This is a genomic window from Bacillus thuringiensis (assembly GCF_001595725.1).
Lineage (GTDB): Bacteria > Bacillota > Bacilli > Bacillales > Bacillaceae_G > Bacillus_A > Bacillus_A thuringiensis_K.
Genome location: NZ_CP014282.1, coordinates 459,006 through 480,198 on the forward strand (window position 1 = coordinate 459,006; position 21,193 = coordinate 480,198).

Sequence of the window (21,193 nt, forward strand, 5' to 3'; positions counted from 1 at the left end):
AAGGATGGGGAAACGTATGTGGAGCGAACATGTTACGTTAGAGTATCCGTATCATTTTGAAGAAGTATTAAAACGTTTATCTTTTGATCCTCTTAACGTCATTCAATTAGATGAGAAAGTTATTTATATCCCGCTTTGTATAGACGAGGAACAGGTTGTTGTTCGCTTACAAGGGATTGGTACTGTTCAAAATCCACAGTTTTGGATTTCTAGTCAGACAGGAGATCCAGAGAAAGTCATGAAACGAATGAGGGCCATTTTTCATTGGAATGAACCGTTTCAAGATATACAAAATCATTTTTTAAACACATCATTACGTCCACTATTTGAAACATATGCTTATACTCCAATTATTTTAGAATTTGATTATTTTGCTTGTCTTCTTCGCTGTATCATTCACCAACAAATAAATTTGAAATTTGCTACTGTGTTAACAGAACAATTTGTGAAACGGTATGGAACAGAGAAGAACGGTGTATTCTTTTTCCCCACTCCGGAAATAGTAGCAAATATTTCAATAGAAGAATTGAGAGAGCAGAAGTTTAGTCAGCGAAAGGCTGAATATATAGTAGGATTAGGTCGAAGTATTGTCAGTGGTACATTAAATTTAGCGAGTATAGAAAATGGGACGGAAGAAGAAGTTTCAGCACAATTGTTGCCAATTAGGGGAATTGGTGCATGGACAGTGCAAAACTTTTTAATGTTTGGGCTTGGACGGAAAAATATGTTCCCGAAAGCGGACATTGGGATTCAGCGTGCAGTGCAAGGTATATTTCAATTAGATGATAAACCTGATGATGCATTTTTAGAAAAAGTGAAACAAGAGTGTGAACCATACTGCAGTTATGCAGCGTTATATTTATGGAAAAGTATAGAGTAGAGGTGTAATAATGGTACAAAAGCAACATGAGAGTAAGTTGGAAGTTGGTCAAACGTTTCCTGTGACAATTAAACGTCTTGGGATTAACGGAGAAGGCGTTGGTTATTTTAAGAGACAAGTTGTTTTCATTCCAGGGGCATTACCAGGAGAAGAAGTTGTTGCAGAAACAACGAAAATTCAGCGTGGCTTCGCTGAAGCGAAAGTGAAAAAAGTTCGTAAAGCTTCACCGCATCGTGTGAAAGCACCGTGTCCAGTATATGAGGAGTGCGGCGGTTGCCAATTGCAACATTTAGACTATAAAGAACAACTAAATCAAAAGCGTGATATCGTTGTACAAGCATTCCAGAAGTATATGAACAACGGTTTGGAAGAGAAAATTCGTCCGACGCTTGGCATGGAAAATCCATGGCATTATCGTAATAAGAGTCAACTACAAGTGGGGCGTAAAGACGAAAAGGTTATTACAGGGCTGTATAAACAAAACTCACATCAGTTAATTGATATTGCTCATTGTATGATTCAACATAAAGCAACGAATGAAGCGACAAAAGTTGTAAGACGTATATTAGAAAAGTTAAATGTTTCTATTTATAATGAGAAAAAGCAAAAAGGTTTAGTACGTACAATTGTGACACGTACTGCAGTGCAAACAGGGGAAGTACAAGTTACACTTATTACAACAAAAGAAGAATTGCCAAATAAAGAGCAATTTATCGCAGAAGTACAAAAACAGATGCCAGCTGTTAAATCAATTATGCAAAATGTAAACTGGCGTAAAACATCTGTTATTTTCGGTGATAAAACATTTAAATTGGCTGGAAAAGAAGTAATTCAAGAAACACTTGGTGATTTATCATTTGAATTATCAGCACGTGCATTCTTCCAGTTGAATCCAGAACAAACGGTTGTTTTATACAATGAAGCGAAAAAAGCCGCTGCTTTAACAGGCAATGAGAAAATTGTAGATGCGTATTGTGGCGTTGGTACAATCGGACTTTGGCTTGCAAATGATGCAGCGGAAGTACGTGGTATGGATGTAATTCCAGAAGCGATTGCAGATGCAAGAAAAAATGCGAAGCGTCACGGATTTACAAATACGAAATATGAAGCAGGTAAAGCTGAACAATGGTTACCGAAATGGGTAAAAGAAGGATGGCGTCCAGATGTAATTGTTGTCGATCCACCACGTACAGGTTGCGATGATAAATTACTGGAAACAATTTTAAAAGTGAAGCCGAAACAAGTTGTGTATGTGTCTTGTAATCCTTCATCATTAGCACGTGATGTACAAGTATTAATGAAGAGCTATGAAGTGGAGTATGTGCAACCAGTTGATATGTTCCCGCATACAGCTCACGTAGAAAATGTAGTGAAGCTTGTTAGAAAGTAAAGTTTATTAATATTCCCTCATGGTATGAGGGAATATTTTCTATGAAGGAGAATGAAATGTACAATTATAAATTAACGATTCAGTACGATGGTGCACGTTTTAAAGGATGGCAACGTCTCGGTAATAACGATAATACGATTCAAGGAAAAATCGAAAGTGTCATCTCTGAAATGGTCGGAAAAGAAATTGAAATTATCGGTTGTAGTAGAACAGACGCTGGTGTACATGCTTTGAATCAAGTTGCTAACTTTCAAAGTGATGAGAAGTTAGTGGAACATAAAGTGAAAAAATATTTAAATCAATATTTACCTAATGATATTAGCATTACGAATGTGGAAGAAGTACATGATCGCTTCCATGCTCGTTACAATTCTAAAGCAAAAACATATCTGTATAAAATTTGGAATGAAGAGCATACAAATCCATTTATGCGTAAATATAGCATGCATGTGAATAAAAAATTAAATGTGAAAAGCATGAAAGCAGCTGCAAAACATTTAGTTGGTTCACATGATTTTACTGCTTTTTCAAATGCGAAATCAAAGAAAAAATCTATGGTTCGAGAAGTATATACACTTGATGTGATGGAAGAGGCAGGGTTTGTACAAATTAGAGTAAGTGGTAACGGCTTCCTTCATAATATGGTAAGAAAAATTGTCGGGGCATTAATTGAAGTTGGATTAGGACAATTAGACGCTGAAGCAATTCCAAACATTTTAGAGGAAAAGCAGCGCAATCAAATTAATTGTCTTGCTGAGGCAAGTGGGTTGTATTTAGAGAATGTTGAGTTTTAATGGCAAATAAAAAAATCGGGCTAAGTAGCTCGATTTTTTTAGTATTACGAAGATTTTTCGTTTTTTATACGTAGCTTCAAATTCCAAAAAGCAGCAAGCATAATAGCTGCAAAGGAGCCAAAAATTGTTCCTAATAGCTTTGCATAAGGAGAGCTGCTTACATCGGCATTAATGAATAACATCATACAGAGCATGGCAGGGAAAAAGTATAAGTATTGTAATAACTTTAATTTTTTATCATTACTCATATATATAGCCCCTTTCTAGCATGTTATATGTTTATTGTAACATATTTTACCAAGTTGTTTTTACACTTGGAGACATGTTTATTTTATATGTGTAAACGCAGTTTTTTAATTCGATATTGTAAGTTTTGCCTACTTAATCCTAAAAATTTTGCAGCTTGTGAGATGTTTCCATGATTCTCTTTAAGAATTTGGTTAATGTAGTTCTTTTCCATTTTTTCTATTGTGTGTTTTAAAGTTTTAGGTGTATCAGCATTGTGATTAGTTAGTGCATGTTGCATATTGAATTCTGTTTTTATTCGTTCGCGAAAGCGAGTAGGCAGCTGAAACGCTGTAATGATGGTTTCAGCTTCTATCAAGTTCATGGAACCTTCAATTATATGTTCCAACTCCCGTACGTTTCCAGGCCAATCGTATGCATAGAAAAATTCTCTTACATTTACATCTACATCGGTTACATTGAGCCCGAATTGAGTATTATATTTTTCAATAAAGTGCTGAACAAGAGCTGAAATATCTTCTTTTCTTTCACGTAAAGGCGGAAGACATAAAGTAACGACGCTTAATCGGTAATATAAGTCTTCTCTTAATCGATTATGTGCGATGGCTTCAAAGGGATCTTCATTGATAGTTGCTATAATACGAACATCAATTTCTTTTTCGTGTGTACCTCCGATTCTTCGTATTGTTTTCTCTTGTATAGCCCGCAGCAACTTAGCTTGAAGTATTGGGCTTAATGAATTGATTTCATCTAATAATAAAGTTCCTCCGTTTGCTTCTTCGAATAAGCCTGATTTATCTATTGCTCCTGTAAAGGCACCTCGATTTGTTCCAAATAGTAGGCTTTCCATTAATGTATCAGGTATAGCGGCACAGTTTTGTGAAATAAAGGGTTTGCCTGAACGCTGACTTTCATTATGGATGCTTTGTGCAAATAGTTCTTTACCAGTGCCTGTTTCTCCTACTAGAAGTATGGAGGAAGATGTACGAATTACTCTTTTTCCTTCTGTAATGATTGATTGAATGGCTTCAGAATCACCAATTATGTGATCAAAGGTAAATTTAGTGCTTTGTTTTCGAGAAGGGCTCATTTTTATTGTTTGCTTTAAGTTACTAATTTCTTTTGATACTTCAATAGCGCCTTTGATTTTTCCATTTTCTGTTATAGGGAAAGTATCGTTAATCGTTGTAATTTCTTGTCCTTTATTATTAAAATACGTTTGTTTTATATTTTTCTTTGTTTTTCCAAATTTTAATGCCTCTATAAGAGTACTATTTTTATTTTCTTCAAATGCAAACACCTCTAAAGGGCTTTTATATAGCACATCTAAGCGATCCATTGATTCAATTTCCATCATTTTGCGGTTATAGACAATCGTTTTACTTTCCTCATTAATAATATGAATCCCGATATCGAGTTCATTGAGTAAAGTTTCATATAGCATATTCATTTCAATAATTTGTTTAAAATTAATTTCTTCTGTATGCATGTAACATCTTCTCCTCATTTTACCCTATGAAGACTGACTTTTTATAATTTTATTAAAATTCTCATAAAATCGCAAAAATTTTTTGCTATTTTTCTCTTAAAACTTTTCAAATGATAGAAAAATTTTGCGGTTATAAACATTTTTTTTTGAGAAACCTTCATTTTAAATAGGAATTGGAGATTGGTACGCATTTTGCATAAATAATAGTTGAAATCTCTAAAGGAGGGATATGCAACGTTTCAGTACCAATTAAAAAGAAGGAGGAGTTTATAAAGTGAAGACGGTTATAGAAGGCGTGTATAGTCCTTGTTACGGGAAAGTTGAGAAGTTATTTGTTACGGAAAGTTCTTACGTATACGAATGGGAGAAATTAGCATTAATTGAAACGATAGATAAACAGAAAGTAGAAATTAAGATAGGGATCAGTGGTTATATTGAATCATTAGAAGTAGTAGAAGGACAAGATATTGCTGATCAAAAGTTATTAATAATAGTAAGGGATGACCTTTTAGTAACAGGCAGTGATTAATGCAAGTGACGTGTATTTTTGCTCTTTTAAATCATTATTTTTAAGGTGAGGAATTTTAAAAACGCTTACATTAAATGGGTTGGCAAAGTGAAAAGGGGGGATTTATATGATGGATCAAAACCAAGGATTAAAAAGAGAATTGAAAAGTAGGCACATATTTATGATTGCACTCGGTGGAGTTATTGGTACAGGACTTTTTTTAGGGTCAGGTTATACGATTCATGAGGCTGGACCTGGAGGAGCAATTGTAGCGTATCTTGTCGGTGGATTTGTAATGTATTTAACGATGCTCTGTCTTGGAGAATTAGCTGTTGCGATGCCTGACGCAGGGTCTTATCAAACGTATGCGACAAAGTATATTTCCCCTGCAGCAGGTTATGTAGTGGGATGGATGTCATGGTTAAACTGGTCTGCTACGATAGGTATTGAATTAATTGCAGTTAGTATTTTGATGAAACGTTGGTTTCCTGATGTACCGTCATGGATTTGGTGTGTAGTGTTCGCGGTACTGCTCTTTGCTATTAATGCGTTATCTTCAAGAAGTTTTGCGGAAGTGGAATTTTGGTTTGCAAGTATTAAAGTAATTACAATTATTGCATTTATTATTTTAGGCGGGGCGGCAATGTTTGGGTTTCTAGATATGAAAGGAAATGAACCAGCGCCAATGTTCTCTAGCTTTACTGATTATGGTGGGTTGTTCCCCAATGGATTATCAGCCATTTTAATTACGATGATCGCAGTTAATTTTTCTTTCCAAGGAACAGAATTAGTTGGTATTGCAGCAGGTGAGAGTGAAAATCCAGAGAAAACAATCCCGAAGGCAATTAACAATACAGTTTGGCGTATACTTGTTTTCTTTGTACTATCTATTTTTATTCTTGCTGGACTATTCCCTTGGCAGCAAGCAGGAGTAATTGAAAGTCCATTTGTAGTTGTATTTGATAAAATTGGTATTCCTTATGCAGCAGATATTATAAATTTCGTTATTATTACAGCAGTGCTATCCGTTGCGAATTCAGGATTATATGCAACTTCTCGTATGCTATGGTCTATGTCTAATCAAGGAATGATTAGTCCGATTTTTGGTAAGTTATCTAAAAACGGTGTTCCTATTTATGCATTGATTGTAAGCACAATTGTAGGTTGTCTCTCATTATTATCAGGTATTTATGCGGAAGATACAGTTTATTTATGGCTGCTTTCTATCGCTGGATTCGGAGCGATACTAGTTTGGGCATCTATTGCTCTATCTAACTTATTAGCTAGAAGGACATATGTTAAGCAGGGCGGGGATGTGAAGGACTTGAAATTTAAAACACCATTGTATCCATTTGTACCACTTCTTGCGTTAGTATTAAATTTAACAGTAATCGTTGGAATGGCCTTTATTCCAGAACAAAGAATGGCATTATATTGTGGTATTCCATTTATGATTGTTTGTTTACTGTTTTATCGTGCTACAAGAAATAAGGGAAGTAATGTAGAGCATATTGAAAAGACAAATACAACGGAAGTAGAGAGTTTATAATAGTGATTAATTAGGAGACTGTAAAATTGTAAATAGTCTCTTTTTTTGTGAAAATAAAGCTGGAAACATACTATGTATGCAAAGGGGAATTAGCGATGAATCCAGAAGTTTCGCAGTTATTAAAACAAATAGATTCAAGGAAAGAGGAATTGTTAGAACTTACAAAAACATTAATTCGTTTTGAAACACCAGCACCGCCAGCGAGAAATACAAATGAAGCGCAAGAATTTGTTGCAGAGTTTCTAAGAAAACGAAATTTTAGTATTGATAAATGGGATGTATATCCGAATGACCCAAACGTTGTCGGGGTTAAAAAAGGAATAAAAAGTGATTCATATAAAAGTCTTATCATTAATGGTCATATGGATGTAGCTGAAGTGTCAGCAGATGAGGCGTGGGAAACAAATCCGTTTGAGCCATTTATAAAAGATGGTTGGTTAGTTGGACGTGGCACAGCTGATATGAAAGGGGGAATAGCTGGAGCGCTATTTGCTATTCAGCTATTACAAGAAGCTGGTATTGAATTACCTGGAGATTTAATCTTTCAATCCGTAATTGGAGAAGAAGTTGGAGAAGCTGGCACACTTCAATGCTGCAGGCGAGGTTACGATGCTGATTTTGCAGTCGTAGTGGATACGAGTAATTTACATATGCAAGGACAGGGCGGCGTAATTACTGGCTGGATTACTGTGAAAAGCCCTCAAACGTTTCATGATGCAACGCGTAGGCAAATAATCCATGCTGGAGGACGTTTATTTGGAGCGAGTGCAATTGAAAAAATGATGAAAATTGTGCAAAGTTTACAAGAATTAGAGCGTCATTGGGCAGTTATGAAAACATATGAAGGCTATCCGTCTGGAACAACAACAATTAATCCAGCTGTTATTGAGGGAGGAAGGCATGCGGCGTTTATTGCGGATGAGTGCCGATTATGGACAACAGTGCACTTCTATCCGAATGAAACACATGAACAAATAATAAAAGAAATTGAAGAGTATATTGGAAAGGTGGCAGCTGCCGATCCATGGTTAAGTGAAAATCCGCCACAATTTAAGTGGGGCGGAGAATCAATGATCGTAGATCGTGGTGAAATTTTCCCTTCATTAGAAGTCGATAGGGAACATGCAGCTGTAAAAAAACTTAGCTCAGTACAAGAGTCTATTTTATCAAAAAATGCAATTTTAGATATGTCTGCAACGGTAACTGATGGCGGTTGGTTTAGTGAGTTTCACATTCCAGCCATTATATATGGACCAGGTACATTAGAAGAAGCACATTCTGTAAATGAGAAAGTTGAAGTTCAACAGTTAATTGAATTTACAAAAGTGATAACAGCATTTATATATGAATGGTGCCACACGAAAAAATAGATTTGTATAGTAAAATCGTACGAGTATGTATACTTGTACGATTTTTTATTGAACTATTTCAGAGTTGAATATAAACAACTGAAATAGTTCTTTATTTTGCTATGTCTTTCGTTTCATTTCAATTAATTTCTCTTTCGCTAATTCAACGGCAATCGCATCATCTAAATAGCCAATTGGAAAGAGATAGTCAGGAATAATATCTGTCGATAATATGAAATAAAGTAATGCGCTCCCAAGAACTGCACGTTCTTCTTTTGAAATGGTTTCATTACAAAATTGTTGATACATATCTGTTAATTGTTCAATAAAAGGACCAGCACTATCAATTTGCTCTAATTTGCTTGCGAAACTGTCATGAATACGTTTTTCGCCTTCTGTTGTCTGGGCATAGCGTTCGTAATTTTCGAGTTCTTGTTTTACGCGAGTTGTAGTGTAATCGAAATCGAATAAGTTAGAGGATTGCAGCGTTTGCTGAATGGTATCAAGAGATGTGTACATATCTGTTTTTTCTTTATTTATGTGAGGAGAATCAGGGTACATTTCATCAAATAACAATTGGGGTGGAACTTGAAGACATTCTGCAAATTTTTGTAGATGTTTTTGTTTTGGCGGTTGTTTGCCATTAATAATTCTTGAGACTGTTGCAGGATCAATATTTGTAAGTATTCCTAGTTGGCGCATAGATAAGGCGCGTTCTTTTAAAAGTTTTTTTATTAATTTGCCAAGCCGATCATTCGGGTTTTCATTAGCCATAGTGTAGGCACTCCTTTTTTAGTATTGAAAAAATATTGAGCATTTATTACAAGTATATGAAACAGACAGGCACAGTTGCTCAACATTTTCATAATATGCATTGAAAAGTGAGAAAAAGGGGTGACTATTTATGAGTACAGTAGGCTTATTTTCAATTTTTTTAATCGGGATCGCTTCTAATTTAGATAATGCAGGTGTTGGAATTGCATATGGCATTCGTAAAATTCGTATTTCGTGGTTTAACAATTTTATCATCGCATTCTTTGGATTTTTATTTACTTTACTAGCTGGATTTTTTGGAAACTGGATTGCGTTATTTATTTCAGAGTTTACAGCAAATCTGATTGGAGCAATCGTTTTAGGGGTAATCGGTGTGTTTATTTTGTGCCAGCCTTTCTTGGGTCAAAAAAATACTGCAGGTTCTAAAGATGGTAATGTACTTATGGGCATTTTACGTAATCCGGAAAAAGCAGATTTTGATGGTTCTAAAACAATTAGTTTCTCAGAAGCAATTGTTTTAGGAGTTGCGTTGTCTATTAATAATATTGCAGGTGGATTTGATGCAGGGGTAACAAATTTAAATCTTTGGCTTACAGCGACTATTTCTGGGGTGTTTAGTTTTATTTGTATTAGTGGTTTTGCGTATGTAGGAAAACGATTTTTAGCAGAATACTTAGGGAAATGGGCGACAGTTATCGCAGGACTATTATTAATTCTTATTGGGATCGATCAGTTGTTGTAAGGAGAGTAGAAAACAAGGTTCGAGTATTTCCTTGGAAATACAGCAAGAGATTGCATATATCGACGTACTTTTCTCCATACTAATACGGATTTCTTTTAAGAAAGGGGGATTTGTATGGGACGCGGGAAAGCATTTGATCATAAGAAAAAAGGGCATGATCATCAACCACCTAAAGGTGCGTTCATTCATAAAGATGTAAATGAACATACTTTGGAAGAGGAAGAGCTACCAGTAAATATTGAGGCGTATAAAAATAGTTTAAAAAAACATTAAAAGCACCTACATAGGTGCTTTTTTACCGTATATCTTCAATTAATTGTTCGGATTCTTCATGCATACTGTACTCACTTAATACTTGAATGCAAAGCCACTTTAATTCCTCAATCGTATGCTCAAGTTCTTCAGGAAGCACATGATAAATGTCTTCAAGTCCCATCCCGAAATGAATAAGTTCAAGTACTTGATCATCGATGTTCCGATCCATTAATAATTCAAGTACTTCTAAATTGAATATGTATCGGTGAGCTTCGTCGAGTGAAACAACTTTTAACTTCAAGCTTTCTACAATACTCAATATAAAAAGAAGGATTGTTTTTTCAAGAACAGGTTGTTTTCCCATTTGAAATATTAGTTTCATCTTTCACACCTCCACATATAGCGCTAGGTTGTACTATATTATTCAGGAGGGGGGAACAAATATGCATGATATAGAGAAACTTTCAGCACTGTTTTTGTAAGAGGATTGATAACTGACAAAAGTGAGGTTTTGGCGAAATAAAAAATCCTGCTAGTATAGCAGGATAACTCGCGATTAAAAAATGCTCCAACCTTCTTGAGCAGAAAGAAGTTCAAGAATTTTAAAACCGGCAATACTATTTCCGTTTGCATCTAAAGCTGGTCCGAAAATACCGATTCCCATGTCTCCTTTTACGCAGCCAAAAATACCACCGGCTACACCACTTTTTGCAGGAATACCAACACGAATTGCAAATTCACCAGATTCGTTATACATACCACATGTGACCATAAATGTTTTGCAAATTTTTGTAATATGCTTAGGGATAATTTGTTTTTTCTTATATGGATCATATCCATCCATTGCAAAAATTAAGCCGATACGTGCTAAATCGATGCAGTTTACTTCAACTGCGCATTGACGAGTATATAAATCCATAAGTTCTTCAATATCACAATCGATAATTCCGTTTTGTTTCATATAATAACAAAGTGAACGGTTTAGGTAAGCTGTCTCTAGTTCTGAATCGGCAACTTTAGAGGAATAATTAATAGTAGGATTATCTGTTATTTCACGTACAAAATGAAGAATACGTTCCATTTTTTCCTCGTTATCTTTTCCTGCTAGCATGCTTGTAATAGCTAAAGCCCCTGCATTTATCATTGGATTAAGGGGTTTGGATGGACTTGTCGTTTCTAACTTAATAATAGAATTAAATGGGTCACCCGTTGGTTCCATTCCAACTTTAGAAAATACATATTCTTCACCACGGTCTAAAAGGGCAAGGGCAAGTGTAATTACTTTGGAAATACTTTGAAGAGTAAATAGTGTTTGTGAGTTGCCTGCATGGATATATTCTGTTTCTTTATGGAAAATGGCAATCCCTAAATCGTCTGGATTTGCATTTCCTAGTTCGGGGATATAAGTAGCAAGTTTTCCTTTTTTCGTATATGGTTTTACTTGTTCTAACAACTGTTGTAAGTTGTTTGTTTCAATGCACTGCATAGTACCAACGCTCCTATTTTGAATTAACTAAGTTTACTTTTCCCGATATGCTCGGAAATAAATAATAACATGAAAAAGTGGAATGATAAAACGAAAGTTCAATGTGCTATAATAGGTCTTTCGTTTCGAGTATTCTGTATTTTAAAAAGGAGAATTTTCCTTTTATATAACAGTTTGGAAATAGGAGATTTATCCATAAAAAGTTCAGAAATAAAAACTACACATCTATACAACTATATGTTATTATGGTTATGTAATAGAAAGCGTTTTCTAAAGCGTACTTATAATGATAACGATTTCATAAATTTGATTAGGGGGAATTAAAATGTTGCAGTTTTTACAACGTATTGGTAAAGCTTTAATGCTTCCGATCGCAGTACTACCAGCAGCAGGATTATTGCTTCGTTTAGGGCAACCAGATGTATTTGATATTCCTGTTATGGCACAGGCCGGCGCAGCAGTTTTTGATAACTTAGCACTTATTTTTGCAATTGGTATTGCAATCGGTCTTTCAGTGGATGGTAGTGGTGCAGCAGGTCTTGCAGGTGCAATTGGTTATCTTGTTATGAAAAATAGTATTGATGCGCTTAGCAAAGGGTATTCAACTGCTGAATTACAAGATAAATTGGGTAAAGTCCAAGATTTAATAGGTAATAGCGCAAATGTAGATCCATCTAAGCTTGCGGATACAATGACACAAGTATCTAAGGCTGCTGAATTATCGACTAAAGTAGATATGAAGGTTTTAGGTGGTATTATTGTCGGTGTTATAGCGGGACTTCTTTATAATAAATTCCATAAGATTAAACTTCCAGAATGGTTAGGTTTCTTTGCTGGAAAACGTTTCGTCCCAATTGTTACATCAGTTGTGATGCTGATATTAGGAATTCTATTTGCACAAATTTGGCCAACAATTCAAAATGGTATTGATGCATTAGCTCATGGAATTGTTAATTTAGGTGCAATTGGTTCAGGATTGTTTGGTTTATTAAACCGTTTATTAATCCCAATTGGTTTACACCACGTAATGAACACATACTTCTGGTTTGTATTTGGGGACTTTACAAATGCAGCAGGTAATGTTGTTAATGGTGATATTGCTCGTTTCCTTGCCGGAGATAAAACAGCGGGTATGTTTATGACTGGTTTCTTCCCAGTTATGATGTTCGGTTTACCAGCAGCATGTTTCGCGATGATTGCAGCTGCTAAACCAGAAAAGCGTAAAGCAGTTACTGGTATGTTAGCTGGTCTAGCATTAACTTCATTCTTAACTGGTATTACAGAGCCTATTGAATTCTCATTCATGTTCTTATCACCAGTATTATATGGTATTCATGCTGTACTAACAGGTCTTTCTTTATTTATTACAACATCACTTGGCATTCATGATGGTTTCTCATTTAGTGCCGGTGCAATCGATTACGCTTTAAACTTCGGTATTGCAACAAAACCAGTCTTACTAGCAGGTATCGGTTTAATTTACGCAGCAATTTATTTCATAGTATTCTACTTCTTAATTAAGAAGTTCGATTTAAAAACTCCTGGTCGTGAAGATGATGATGAGTTAGTTGAAGATGGTGATGCACCAGTTGCAGGTTCAATTGGTGAAACTTACGTAGCAGCTTTAGGTGGAAAAGAAAACTTAACTGTTATTGATAACTGTGCAACACGTCTACGCTTACAAGTAAAAGATGCTGGTCAAGTAAACGAAGCAGCGTTAAAACGTGCTGGTGCGAAAGGTGTTATGAAATTAAGTAACACGAGTGTCCAAGTTATCGTAGGTACAAATGTTGAATCTGTTGCCGATGATATGAAAAAACACGTATAACTAATACGATAAGAGGATATCCGAAAAGATTGATGACATCAATTTTTTAGAGGATATCCTCTTTTTTGTTAATAATTTAAAGGGAATCTTACTTTTGTAAATTTTCTTTTTCTTTTTTGTACATATAGGTTGGTAATATGTGCAGTGCGTGATAAAGTAGGGATGATATAGAATGGATTATCCATAATCTACTAAAATAATTCTTTAGTAGACGAATTAAATTATTGTTGAGTAAGGGGAAAAAAGCAATTATGGATCAGGAAAAAAATAATGCGAATAGGGAAGCACGTCGGCCGATTGTATACATAAAAAGAACAATTATTTTCGTCTTACTACTATCACTTGTATATTTCATGTATACAAAAATTGTTGCGCATAATAAGAAAGAAGAAACTTTAAAAGCGGCAGCAGAAATGAAGAAACAAGAAGAGCTAAAAAAGAAAGAAGAAGAAAAAAAGAAGCAAGAAGAACAAAAACAACAAAAACAAAAAGAGCAGGAAGAACAAGTGAAGCAAGCGCAAGCTGTGGAGAAGCTTACCGAGGGACCACCTCAAGAAATTAATGAAAACGCTCAATTGGACCAGTATTTACAAAACGCAGGATTTAGTGGTACGGCTGTTATTGTGAAGAATGGAAAAGTTCTTTTAAATAAAGGGTACGGCATGGCAAATAAAGAGCAGCAAGTACCAAATAATTCAGAGACAACTTTTTATATTGGCTCTATTTCAAAGGCGTTTGTGGCAACCGCTATTATGCAGTTGAAAGATCAAAATAAATTACAAGTAGAAGATACTGTTGCAAAGTATATTCCAGACTTTCCTCAAGGTAATAGTATTCAGCTAAAACATCTATTAACACATACATCAGGGATTCCCGAATATGAGCAGGGAAAAGAAGATATTTCTCATGAAGAACTGATAAAGCGGATAGGAAATCAAAAGCGTATTGGTGGTCCAGGAGAGAAGTGGAAGTATTCTGATTCGAATTACTCTATACTTGCATACATTGCCGAGAAGGTAAGTGGACAGTCGCTCGAAGAATATATTAAACAACATATTTTTGCTATTGCGGGTATGAAACATTCTGGTTTTGGCACAGCGTTAGAACAAACAAGATTCCCATCAACGGGTTATAAAATAGTAAATAATAATATGACAACACCTAATATTCCGAGCATGTCACAACTATATGGTTGTGGTGATATATACACAAGTGCGCATGATTTATATTTATTTAACGAAGCACTATTCTCTGGTAAATTAATTTCAAAAGAGAGTTACGATCAAATGTTTACGGGTGGAAAAAAGGATTACGGGTTTGGATGGTACGTAGACCCAGGAAGCTATTCGAATCACGGTGTAATGCCAGGATGGAATTGCTTAAACGGATTTAGTAAAAATGGTAGTGTATATGTTGTTTTATTATCTAACATTCAAAATAACATTAAATCATTTGGTAAAGTGAATAACGACATTTATTCGATATTGCGGAATATTGAAGTGTAAGAAACTATCCTTTTGGATAGTTTTTTTTATGCCTTGAACCAAATATTTCTTTTAGAAAATGTATGTCTTACCTATCACAAAAATATCTATTTTGTATACATTAAGATGTATGGATGTGAAATTTTATAATCTAAAAATAATAGGAGGAGAAGTGTATGTGTCTGTTCAGAAAATATTGGCATAAATTATCGAGATTGTTTAATAGGCAATTAGATTATTTTTTAGATAATAAGTTATTACCTGCTGTGGAAAGACTTTTATTTTCACAAAACTTCGCGAGATTTATTCAAAGAAATTCTAAGCAAGCTACAGAGGAATTTATTGAATCAAGTAGATTTCAATCTATTATTTGTAACATTTTAAAAGAATGTAATACATCACCATTTAAAGAAATTGCAGAGCAGTATTTGGGTAAAAACGTAGAAATTACTGTGACAGTTGGACAGTTAACGGGTGTGATTGTAGCGGTTGGAGATGATTTCTTAACACTGCGAGAAGGAATAGGAACAGAAGTTTTATTACCATTTACAAGTATTATATCAATTAAAGAAGCGTAAGAAAGGAGAGTTATATATGTTATTTACTGATGAATTACGTAACCATGTTGGGGAACTAGTGCAAGTTGTGACAGCTGTAGAAATCATTGCAGGCGTTCTTTTATCTGTGACGGATGGGGCAGTAATTGTTCGTACTTCTCCTTCTTATGGACCACCAGAAGATGTAGTTGTACGTATTCCTATTATTGCTTATGTTCGCTTGGAAGGGTAAGAGTGATGCAAGTATGAGAGTGTCAGTTGTGATTCCAGTGCATAATGAAGCAAGTACTTTATCAAAAGTTTTAATAGAAGTAAGAAAGCTCGAACCATATGAAATTATCATAGTAGATAATGGATCGACAGATGGTACGAAAGAAATAGCGCTACAGCATAATTGCCGTGTGATTTATTATAGATATTCCCTTGGTAATGATGTGGGACGGGCAATTGGTGCTAGAGAAGCAAAAGGTGAAATTGTTTTATTTTTAGATGGCGATATCGTCATGAAAAGTGAAGAATTATACAATTTTATTAAAGGAATACAGCAAGGACATGAGATTGTTTTAAATAATTTAACATGGTCCGTTTATTTGAAGATGAGACCGCATTATACGACGGTTGGAAAATATATGTTAAACCGTTATTTGAACAAAAAAGAGTTTGTTGTAGGATCTTTAATTGCGATACCACATGCGATAAGTCGTGAAGTGATTGAAAAACTAGGATGGTGGAATTTAGCGGATCCAGCACTATTTCAAGCGATGGCGATGTCTAGAGGAGTAGATATTTCTGATATGGCTTCAGTTGATGTCATTTACACAAATAAAGTTCGTCCTGTCCATACGGGCACATCACCTGGCTCTCCTTATCCGAAAGCGACTAGTCGTATTATGGGTGATCATTTGCGTGCTTTACAATACGTAATTGAAACATACGGTAATCGCGGTGATTTTTCAGAGGACAATAGAGATAGAGAGTTTGTAGGAAAGTATAAACCAGTTTTATTACAAAAGAAAAAAGCGAAATATAGTGCCATTATCCCGGTATCAGAAGAGAAAACAACTATAAGGTCTGTTATACAAGAAGTGAAAGAAGCAGGTGTAGATGAAATTATAGTTGTCGCGAATGGAGCAGATGTTGAGACTGTTAAACAGGCAAAGCTAGAGAATGTTATTGTTGTTGAATTTACGAAGGCGCTTGGACATAATGTAGCACGAGCAATAGGGGCCATGCATGCTACGGCAGATATTTGTTTATTCGTTGATGGTGATTTTGTTATTCCAGCAAAAAAACTCACTCCATTTTTACATGCTGTTGAAGATGGAAATGACGTGGTGTTAAATGATTTACAATGCTTATTAGATATGTTTCATCCAGCAGATCCAATTAGTATGGGAAAATACTTTTTGAATTTGGTAGCGAAAAGACCAGATTTATGGAATAACTCACTAACTGCTGTACCACATGCCATTCATAAGAAGGTAATAGAGAAAATAGGATATGACTCCCTTATCATTCCGCCATTAGCACAAGTGAAAGCTATTTTAGAAGGATTCTCTATTACAGCAGTAGAGTTAGTAGATGTTATAAAAACAAATCGAGTACGTCCAGAGCAACACGAATTTGTAAATGGACGTATTTCAGCATTTGATCGTATTTTCGGTGATCAAATTGAGGCGATTGCGTATTTATTACAACGTACGGACGAACGCGGTGGCTTTACTGATGGAGATAGAGATAGAGATATAATTCAACAATTGAGAAGGGAAGAAGAGAATACAAATGAATAGTAGTAAAGTAGCTATTATTGGGTTAGGGTATGTTGGCCTTCCTTTAGCAGTACATTTTGCAGAAAGAGGGCATACAGTACTTGGATTAGATAAAGATATTAGAAAAATAGATTCAATTATAAAAGGAGAAAGTTATATTCCGGATGTTTCTTCTAAAGAGTTACAAAGTTTATTGACCAAAAAAAAATTAACAGTAAATACACCGGATCAAGGCATTGCTGATTTTCAAAATAGTGATTATGTTATTGTCACTGTCCCGACTCCAATTAATGAACAAAGAGAACCAGACTTAAGTGCCCTCATTTCAGCTTCGCATTATATACAACAAAACCTTCAAAAAGGACAAACCTTCATTTTTGAAAGCTCCACATATCCAGGCACACTTGAAGAAGTCATCCTACCTATTATTTCTCAAAATGGTAAAAAGGTAGGTGAAGATTTCTATATCGGATATTCCCCTGAGAGAATTGATCCAGCAAATAGTCAATATTCAGTTCAAGTTATTCCAAAAGTTATTAGTGGGCAAACAGAAAAGTGTAAACAAAAAGTACAGGAGTTGTATAGCACTACATTTGATGTAGTTGTTCCAGTTAGTTCTCCAAAAGTAGCGGAAATGTGTAAGTTATTTGAAAATATTCAGCGCCTAGTCAATATTTCCTTAGTAAATGAGTTAAACACACTATGTGAAAGTTTAGGAATTGATTTTTATGAGGCGCTTGAAGCCGCATCTACAAAACCATTTGGATTTACCCCATATTGGCCAGGACCAGGAATAGGAGGACATTGTATTCCAGTAGATCCTTTATATTTCCAATGGAGAATAAAAAAGAATGGGGAAATTAGTCAATTAATTGAGGCTGCACATGTGATTAATGAAGAAATGCCAGAGAAAATAGTCCGGAAAGTAAAAAGTGTGGTGCAATCACCTGCAATGGTGTTAATTGTAGGGATTGCGTATAAAAAAGATGTAAATGATTTGAGAGAATCACCAGCGTTACCGATTATTCAGTTATTAAGAAATAAAGGATACGAGATAGAATATCATGATCCTTATATTTCTTCCGCGGAAATGGGAGATAAGGTGTACCAATCTGTTTCTTTAGATGAAGAAAAAGTTAAAAAAGCGGATTGTATTTTAATTTTAACGGATCATTCAAATATTGATTGGAAGCTTTTTAAAGGAATGGATCAAGTAATAGATACACGCGGGATCGTAAAGAAGGTGAGTAAATGAGTAAGAAATGTTTAATTACAGGTGGGGCCGGATTTATCGGGTCGCATTTAGCTGAAGAGTTGATGAGAAGAGGTTATGAGGTCACTGTTGTGGATAACTTTTATAAAGGTAAAAATAAGTATCATAAAGAGTTAATGAAAGAAATCCGTGTTATTCCAATAAGTGTTTTAGATAAAAATTCTATTTATGAATTAGTAGATCAGCATGATGTCGTGTTTCATTTAGCAGCAATTTTAGGTGTGAAAACAACAATGGAAAAAAGTATAGAGCTCATAGAAACGAATTTTGATGGGACGAGAAATATTTTACAAGCAGCGTTAAAAGGAAAGAAGAAAGTAGTTTTTGCTTCTACTTCAGAAGTATATGGTAAGGCCAAGCCGCCTTTCTCTGAAGAGGGAGATCGATTATACGGGGCAACTTCTAAAATACGCTGGAGTTATGCAGTGTGTAAAACATTAGAAGAAACATTATGTTTAGGATACGCATTAGAAGGTTTACCGGTAACGATTGTTCGTTATTTTAATATTTATGGTCCAAGAGCGAAAGATGGTCCGTATGCAGGGGTAATCCCGCGATTTATTAGTGCGGCACTGCAAGGAGAAGACATTCTCGTATATGGAGATGGAGAGCAGACACGTTGTTTTACGTATGTAAGTGATGCGGTAGAGGCAACGATTCGAGCGATGGATGAAAAGGTAAATGGTGAAATTATTAACATAGGTTCTGAGAATGAAAAGAGTATAAAAGAAGTAGCAGAAGTAATTAAAAAACTAACGAAATCTTCTTCGAAAATTGTCCAAGTTCCTTTCGAAGAGGTATACCCACATGGATTTGAAGAAATTCCAAATAGAAGACCGGATGTTGCGAAATTAAGAGAACTTGTTCAGTTTCAAGCAGAAGTAACGTGGGAAGAAGGATTGAAAGAAACTATTAAGTGGTTCCGTGAAGAAAATAATGGCTAAGTCACTATCGGTCATTATACCTGTATGTAATGAAGTTGAAACGATTTCAGATGTTATCCAATCGGCAAAAGGATTAAATCCAATAGAGATTATTGTAGTAGCAAACGGTTGTAACGATGGTACAGAAGAGGTTGCTGATCGTTTAGGGTGTAAAGTAATCAAGCATACGGAGCTACTAGGGAACGATGTTGGCCGTGCGGTTGGCGCAAAACACGCGATAGGTGATGTATTACTATTTATAGATGGTGATTTTGCTATTCAAACTTCCAAATTACAATTATTCCTGAATCCGATTTTACATGATCAGACCGACATCGTTTTAAATAACTTGGATGCATTATTTTTAAAAAGGCAAAAACCCAATTCTATTACAGTATGGCGCCAAATATTAAATGCAATGTTAGAGCGTGAAGAATTAAAAATTGATTCCTTATTAGATGCACCTCATGCGTTGACGAAAGAAGTCGTTCAAAGCATTGGATATGAAAGCTTTGTTAATCCTATTGTCGCTCATTTACGCCTAGTTCAAAGTGAATGGAGAATTAGTCGGCATTGTGCAATTGACGTTATTACGCCAAATAAATTTCGGCCGACCGAGCATGCTGCATATGGCACGGGTCTGTCGCAATCTGAAAAACGGATGATAGGTGATCATATAGAGGCTGTAGCGGAGCGAATAGTAGGTAGTGATGAGCGCGGAGGATATTATGATGGAAATAGGAAAAGGGATAGTGTCTATCATACTCTAGATTTCGAAGATTTTTATCAAGGATGGGGCATTACATCTAAATTGTATAAAGGAAAGCAATTATCAGTCATTATTCCTGTACAAGATGAAGAGAAAACAATTGGAAATGTTATAGATGAACTTCGAAAAATTGAACCTTTTGAAATTATCGTTGTAGTAAATGGCTTGTCTGATCAAACCGCAACGATTGCAAAAGAAAAGGGAGCAACAACAATTGTATATAAAGAAGCACTTGGAAACGATGTAGGGCGTTCACTTGGAACTTACTTTGCAAAAGGCGATATTGTGTTGTTTATAGACGGTGACTTTGTTATCCCGGCTAGGGAACTATATCCTTTCGCAAAAGCTATTGCAGATGGAATGGATGTCGCATTAAATGATCTAAATCATTATTTAGATTTAAGAGTACCGCTTCATCTTGTAACTGCATTTAAATATGCATTAAATTTAGCTTGTGATAGAAAGGATTTAGGGGTAGGATCACTTATTGCGGTACCTAATGCATTTAGCCAAAAGTGTTTGAAAGCAATTGGGTATAAATCTTTATTGTCACCTTGTGTAGCACAAGTGAAGGCTCTTCTTTCTGGATTTGAAATTGCATGTGTATATCATGTTGAGGTTGATAAGATGAACCGTATTCGTCCCAGTGAACATTTCGCAAAAATAGGTCACCCTCCAGCTGTACTTCGAATTATAGGTGATCATATAGAGGGACTAGAGCAAATAATTGCATTAACAGACAATCGTGGCGGATTCTATGACGGCAATAGAAAAAGAGATGTTTTAGAGTAGTAACAAAAAAAGTGTACAACATATGTACACTTTTTTGTTCTGTTATAAAAACTATAACAGATTAGGAGATAAGAGTATTACAGCTCTACAATGGGTATTGTTCTTATATTACAAAATAGGACTCGTATATAAGGGTACCAAAAAAATACAATTAAGGAAAGGGTTAATTATAAAGACTTTTAAGTGAAGTTAACACTATACATATAGTAGTTTGCTCAACATTTCACAAACATGTCACAACTGTTTCGTTCACTTTCGCAAAAAAGTAGTATTCTAAGTGTGTAAGCTGTTATATAAAAAATCTTAGTCCTGTACTAATCAAAAATGGAGGAGATT

General features: G+C 35.2%; 21 protein-coding genes and 1 pseudogene. 17 read left to right on the top strand and 5 right to left on the bottom strand.

The genetic code is table 11. From position 1 onward, the window contains the following. The first annotated feature begins 16 nt into the window (after positions 1–16). From AXW78_RS02330 to truA, 3 genes are read left to right on the top strand one after another with little or no spacing between them, the layout of a single operon-like run. The gene (locus tag AXW78_RS02330) at positions 17–880 is read left to right on the top strand and encodes a DNA-3-methyladenine glycosylase family protein (RefSeq protein WP_000269424.1); all 864 of its coding nucleotides are present in this window, start codon (positions 17–19) and stop codon (positions 878–880) included. 10 nt (positions 881–890) lie between these two features. After that, positions 891–2,270, top strand: a complete 1,380-nt coding sequence (rlmD, locus tag AXW78_RS02335) for a 23S rRNA (uracil(1939)-C(5))-methyltransferase RlmD (RefSeq protein ID WP_061883746.1) — start codon at positions 891–893, stop codon at positions 2,268–2,270. Between the two features lie 56 nt (positions 2,271–2,326). Continuing rightward, positions 2,327–3,064, top strand: a complete 738-nt coding sequence (gene truA / locus AXW78_RS02340) for a tRNA pseudouridine(38-40) synthase TruA (protein ID WP_002181877.1) — start codon at positions 2,327–2,329, stop codon at positions 3,062–3,064. Between the two features lie 44 nt (positions 3,065–3,108). Here the strand turns inward: truA and AXW78_RS02345 are convergent, their stop codons facing one another. Together AXW78_RS02345 and AXW78_RS02350 are read right to left on the bottom strand one after the other, a co-directional pair. Beyond that, on the bottom strand, positions 3,109–3,312 hold the full coding sequence (locus tag AXW78_RS02345) for a hypothetical protein (RefSeq protein WP_000063861.1): 204 nt from the start codon (positions 3,310–3,312) through the stop codon (positions 3,109–3,111). Between the two features lie 83 nt (positions 3,313–3,395). Continuing rightward, positions 3,396–4,799: a sigma-54 interaction domain-containing protein gene (locus AXW78_RS02350; protein ID WP_000556691.1), complete on the bottom strand. Its 1,404-nt coding sequence runs from the start codon at positions 4,797–4,799 to the stop codon at positions 3,396–3,398. 274 nt (positions 4,800–5,073) lie between these two features. Between AXW78_RS02350 and AXW78_RS02355 the strand changes: the two genes are divergently transcribed. The 3 genes from AXW78_RS02355 (at position 5,074) to AXW78_RS02365 (ending at position 8,226) form a co-directional block, all read left to right on the top strand. Beyond that, the gene (locus tag AXW78_RS02355; protein WP_061883747.1) at positions 5,074–5,328 is read left to right on the top strand and encodes a biotin/lipoyl-containing protein; all 255 of its coding nucleotides are present in this window, start codon (positions 5,074–5,076) and stop codon (positions 5,326–5,328) included. Positions 5,329–5,434: 106 nt separating this feature from the next. After that, positions 5,435–6,856, top strand: a complete 1,422-nt coding sequence (locus tag AXW78_RS02360; protein ID WP_061883748.1) for an amino acid permease — start codon at positions 5,435–5,437, stop codon at positions 6,854–6,856. A gap of 95 nt (positions 6,857–6,951) precedes the next feature. Beyond that, positions 6,952–8,226, top strand: a complete 1,275-nt coding sequence (locus AXW78_RS02365; protein ID WP_061883749.1) for an acetylornithine deacetylase — start codon at positions 6,952–6,954, stop codon at positions 8,224–8,226. A gap of 99 nt (positions 8,227–8,325) precedes the next feature. Here the strand turns inward: AXW78_RS02365 and AXW78_RS02370 are convergent, their stop codons facing one another. Next, positions 8,326–8,979, bottom strand: a complete 654-nt coding sequence (locus AXW78_RS02370; protein ID WP_001262771.1) for a DUF1232 domain-containing protein — start codon at positions 8,977–8,979, stop codon at positions 8,326–8,328. A 130-nt stretch (positions 8,980–9,109) separates the two neighbouring features. On the opposite strand from AXW78_RS02370, the gene ytaF reads away from it, so the two are divergent. Beyond that, entirely contained in the window at positions 9,110–9,721 is a 612-nt protein-coding gene (ytaF, locus tag AXW78_RS02375) for a sporulation membrane protein YtaF (protein ID WP_000108731.1), read from the top strand. A 114-nt stretch (positions 9,722–9,835) separates the two neighbouring features. After that, complete coding sequence (locus AXW78_RS34205; protein ID WP_000532409.1) at positions 9,836–9,994, top strand: hypothetical protein; 159 nt, start codon at positions 9,836–9,838, stop codon at positions 9,992–9,994. Between the two features lie 22 nt (positions 9,995–10,016). Here AXW78_RS34205 and AXW78_RS02380 read toward each other — a convergent pair whose 3' ends face one another. Further along, positions 10,017–10,358, bottom strand: coding sequence for a DUF3969 family protein (locus AXW78_RS02380; protein WP_000766604.1), 342 nt, complete (start codon positions 10,356–10,358; stop codon positions 10,017–10,019). 174 nt (positions 10,359–10,532) lie between these two features. Beyond that, positions 10,533–11,462: a glutaminase A gene (glsA, locus tag AXW78_RS02385; protein WP_001149850.1), complete on the bottom strand. Its 930-nt coding sequence runs from the start codon at positions 11,460–11,462 to the stop codon at positions 10,533–10,535. A gap of 69 nt (positions 11,463–11,531) precedes the next feature. Between glsA and AXW78_RS35425 the strand changes: the two are divergent. The 9 genes and pseudogenes from AXW78_RS35425 to AXW78_RS02425 all read left to right on the top strand — a co-directional run bounded on the left by AXW78_RS35425 (position 11,532) and on the right by AXW78_RS02425 (position 20,857). Next, positions 11,532–11,646 (top strand): annotated as a pseudogene (locus AXW78_RS35425) (transcriptional regulator). A 141-nt stretch (positions 11,647–11,787) separates the two neighbouring features. Continuing rightward, positions 11,788–13,290 (top strand): N-acetylglucosamine-specific PTS transporter subunit IIBC, encoded by a 1,503-nt coding sequence (gene nagE / locus AXW78_RS02390; protein ID WP_000938892.1) that lies wholly within the window; start codon positions 11,788–11,790, stop codon positions 13,288–13,290. Between the two features lie 251 nt (positions 13,291–13,541). After that, complete coding sequence (locus tag AXW78_RS02395; RefSeq protein ID WP_000371847.1) at positions 13,542–14,795, top strand: serine hydrolase domain-containing protein; 1,254 nt, start codon at positions 13,542–13,544, stop codon at positions 14,793–14,795. A gap of 155 nt (positions 14,796–14,950) precedes the next feature. Then, positions 14,951–15,352 (top strand): LSm family protein, encoded by a 402-nt coding sequence (locus tag AXW78_RS02400; RefSeq protein WP_000335529.1) that lies wholly within the window; start codon positions 14,951–14,953, stop codon positions 15,350–15,352. A 16-nt stretch (positions 15,353–15,368) separates the two neighbouring features. Then, on the top strand, positions 15,369–15,563 hold the full coding sequence (locus AXW78_RS02405; RefSeq protein WP_000899469.1) for an LSm family protein: 195 nt from the start codon (positions 15,369–15,371) through the stop codon (positions 15,561–15,563). A gap of 13 nt (positions 15,564–15,576) precedes the next feature. Continuing rightward, positions 15,577–17,121 carry a glycosyltransferase family 2 protein gene (locus tag AXW78_RS02410; protein ID WP_001266454.1) on the top strand — a complete coding sequence of 515 codons (1,545 nt, stop codon included), beginning with the start codon at positions 15,577–15,579 and terminating at the stop codon, positions 17,119–17,121. Then, a complete protein-coding gene (locus AXW78_RS02415) occupies positions 17,114–18,355 on the top strand; it encodes a nucleotide sugar dehydrogenase (RefSeq protein WP_001088927.1) in 1,242 nt (413 codons plus the stop codon). Before AXW78_RS02410 ends, AXW78_RS02415 begins: the two co-directional genes overlap by 8 nt. Continuing rightward, positions 18,352–19,317 carry a UDP-N-acetyl-alpha-D-glucosaminuronate decarboxylase gene (locus AXW78_RS02420; RefSeq protein ID WP_000037019.1) on the top strand — a complete coding sequence of 322 codons (966 nt, stop codon included), beginning with the start codon at positions 18,352–18,354 and terminating at the stop codon, positions 19,315–19,317. The genes AXW78_RS02415 and AXW78_RS02420 overlap by 4 nt, the downstream gene beginning before the upstream one ends. Then, positions 19,310–20,857, top strand: a complete 1,548-nt coding sequence (locus AXW78_RS02425) for a glycosyltransferase family 2 protein (RefSeq protein ID WP_061884829.1) — start codon at positions 19,310–19,312, stop codon at positions 20,855–20,857. Before AXW78_RS02420 ends, AXW78_RS02425 begins: the two co-directional genes overlap by 8 nt. Positions 20,858–21,193: the final 336 nt, after the last annotated feature.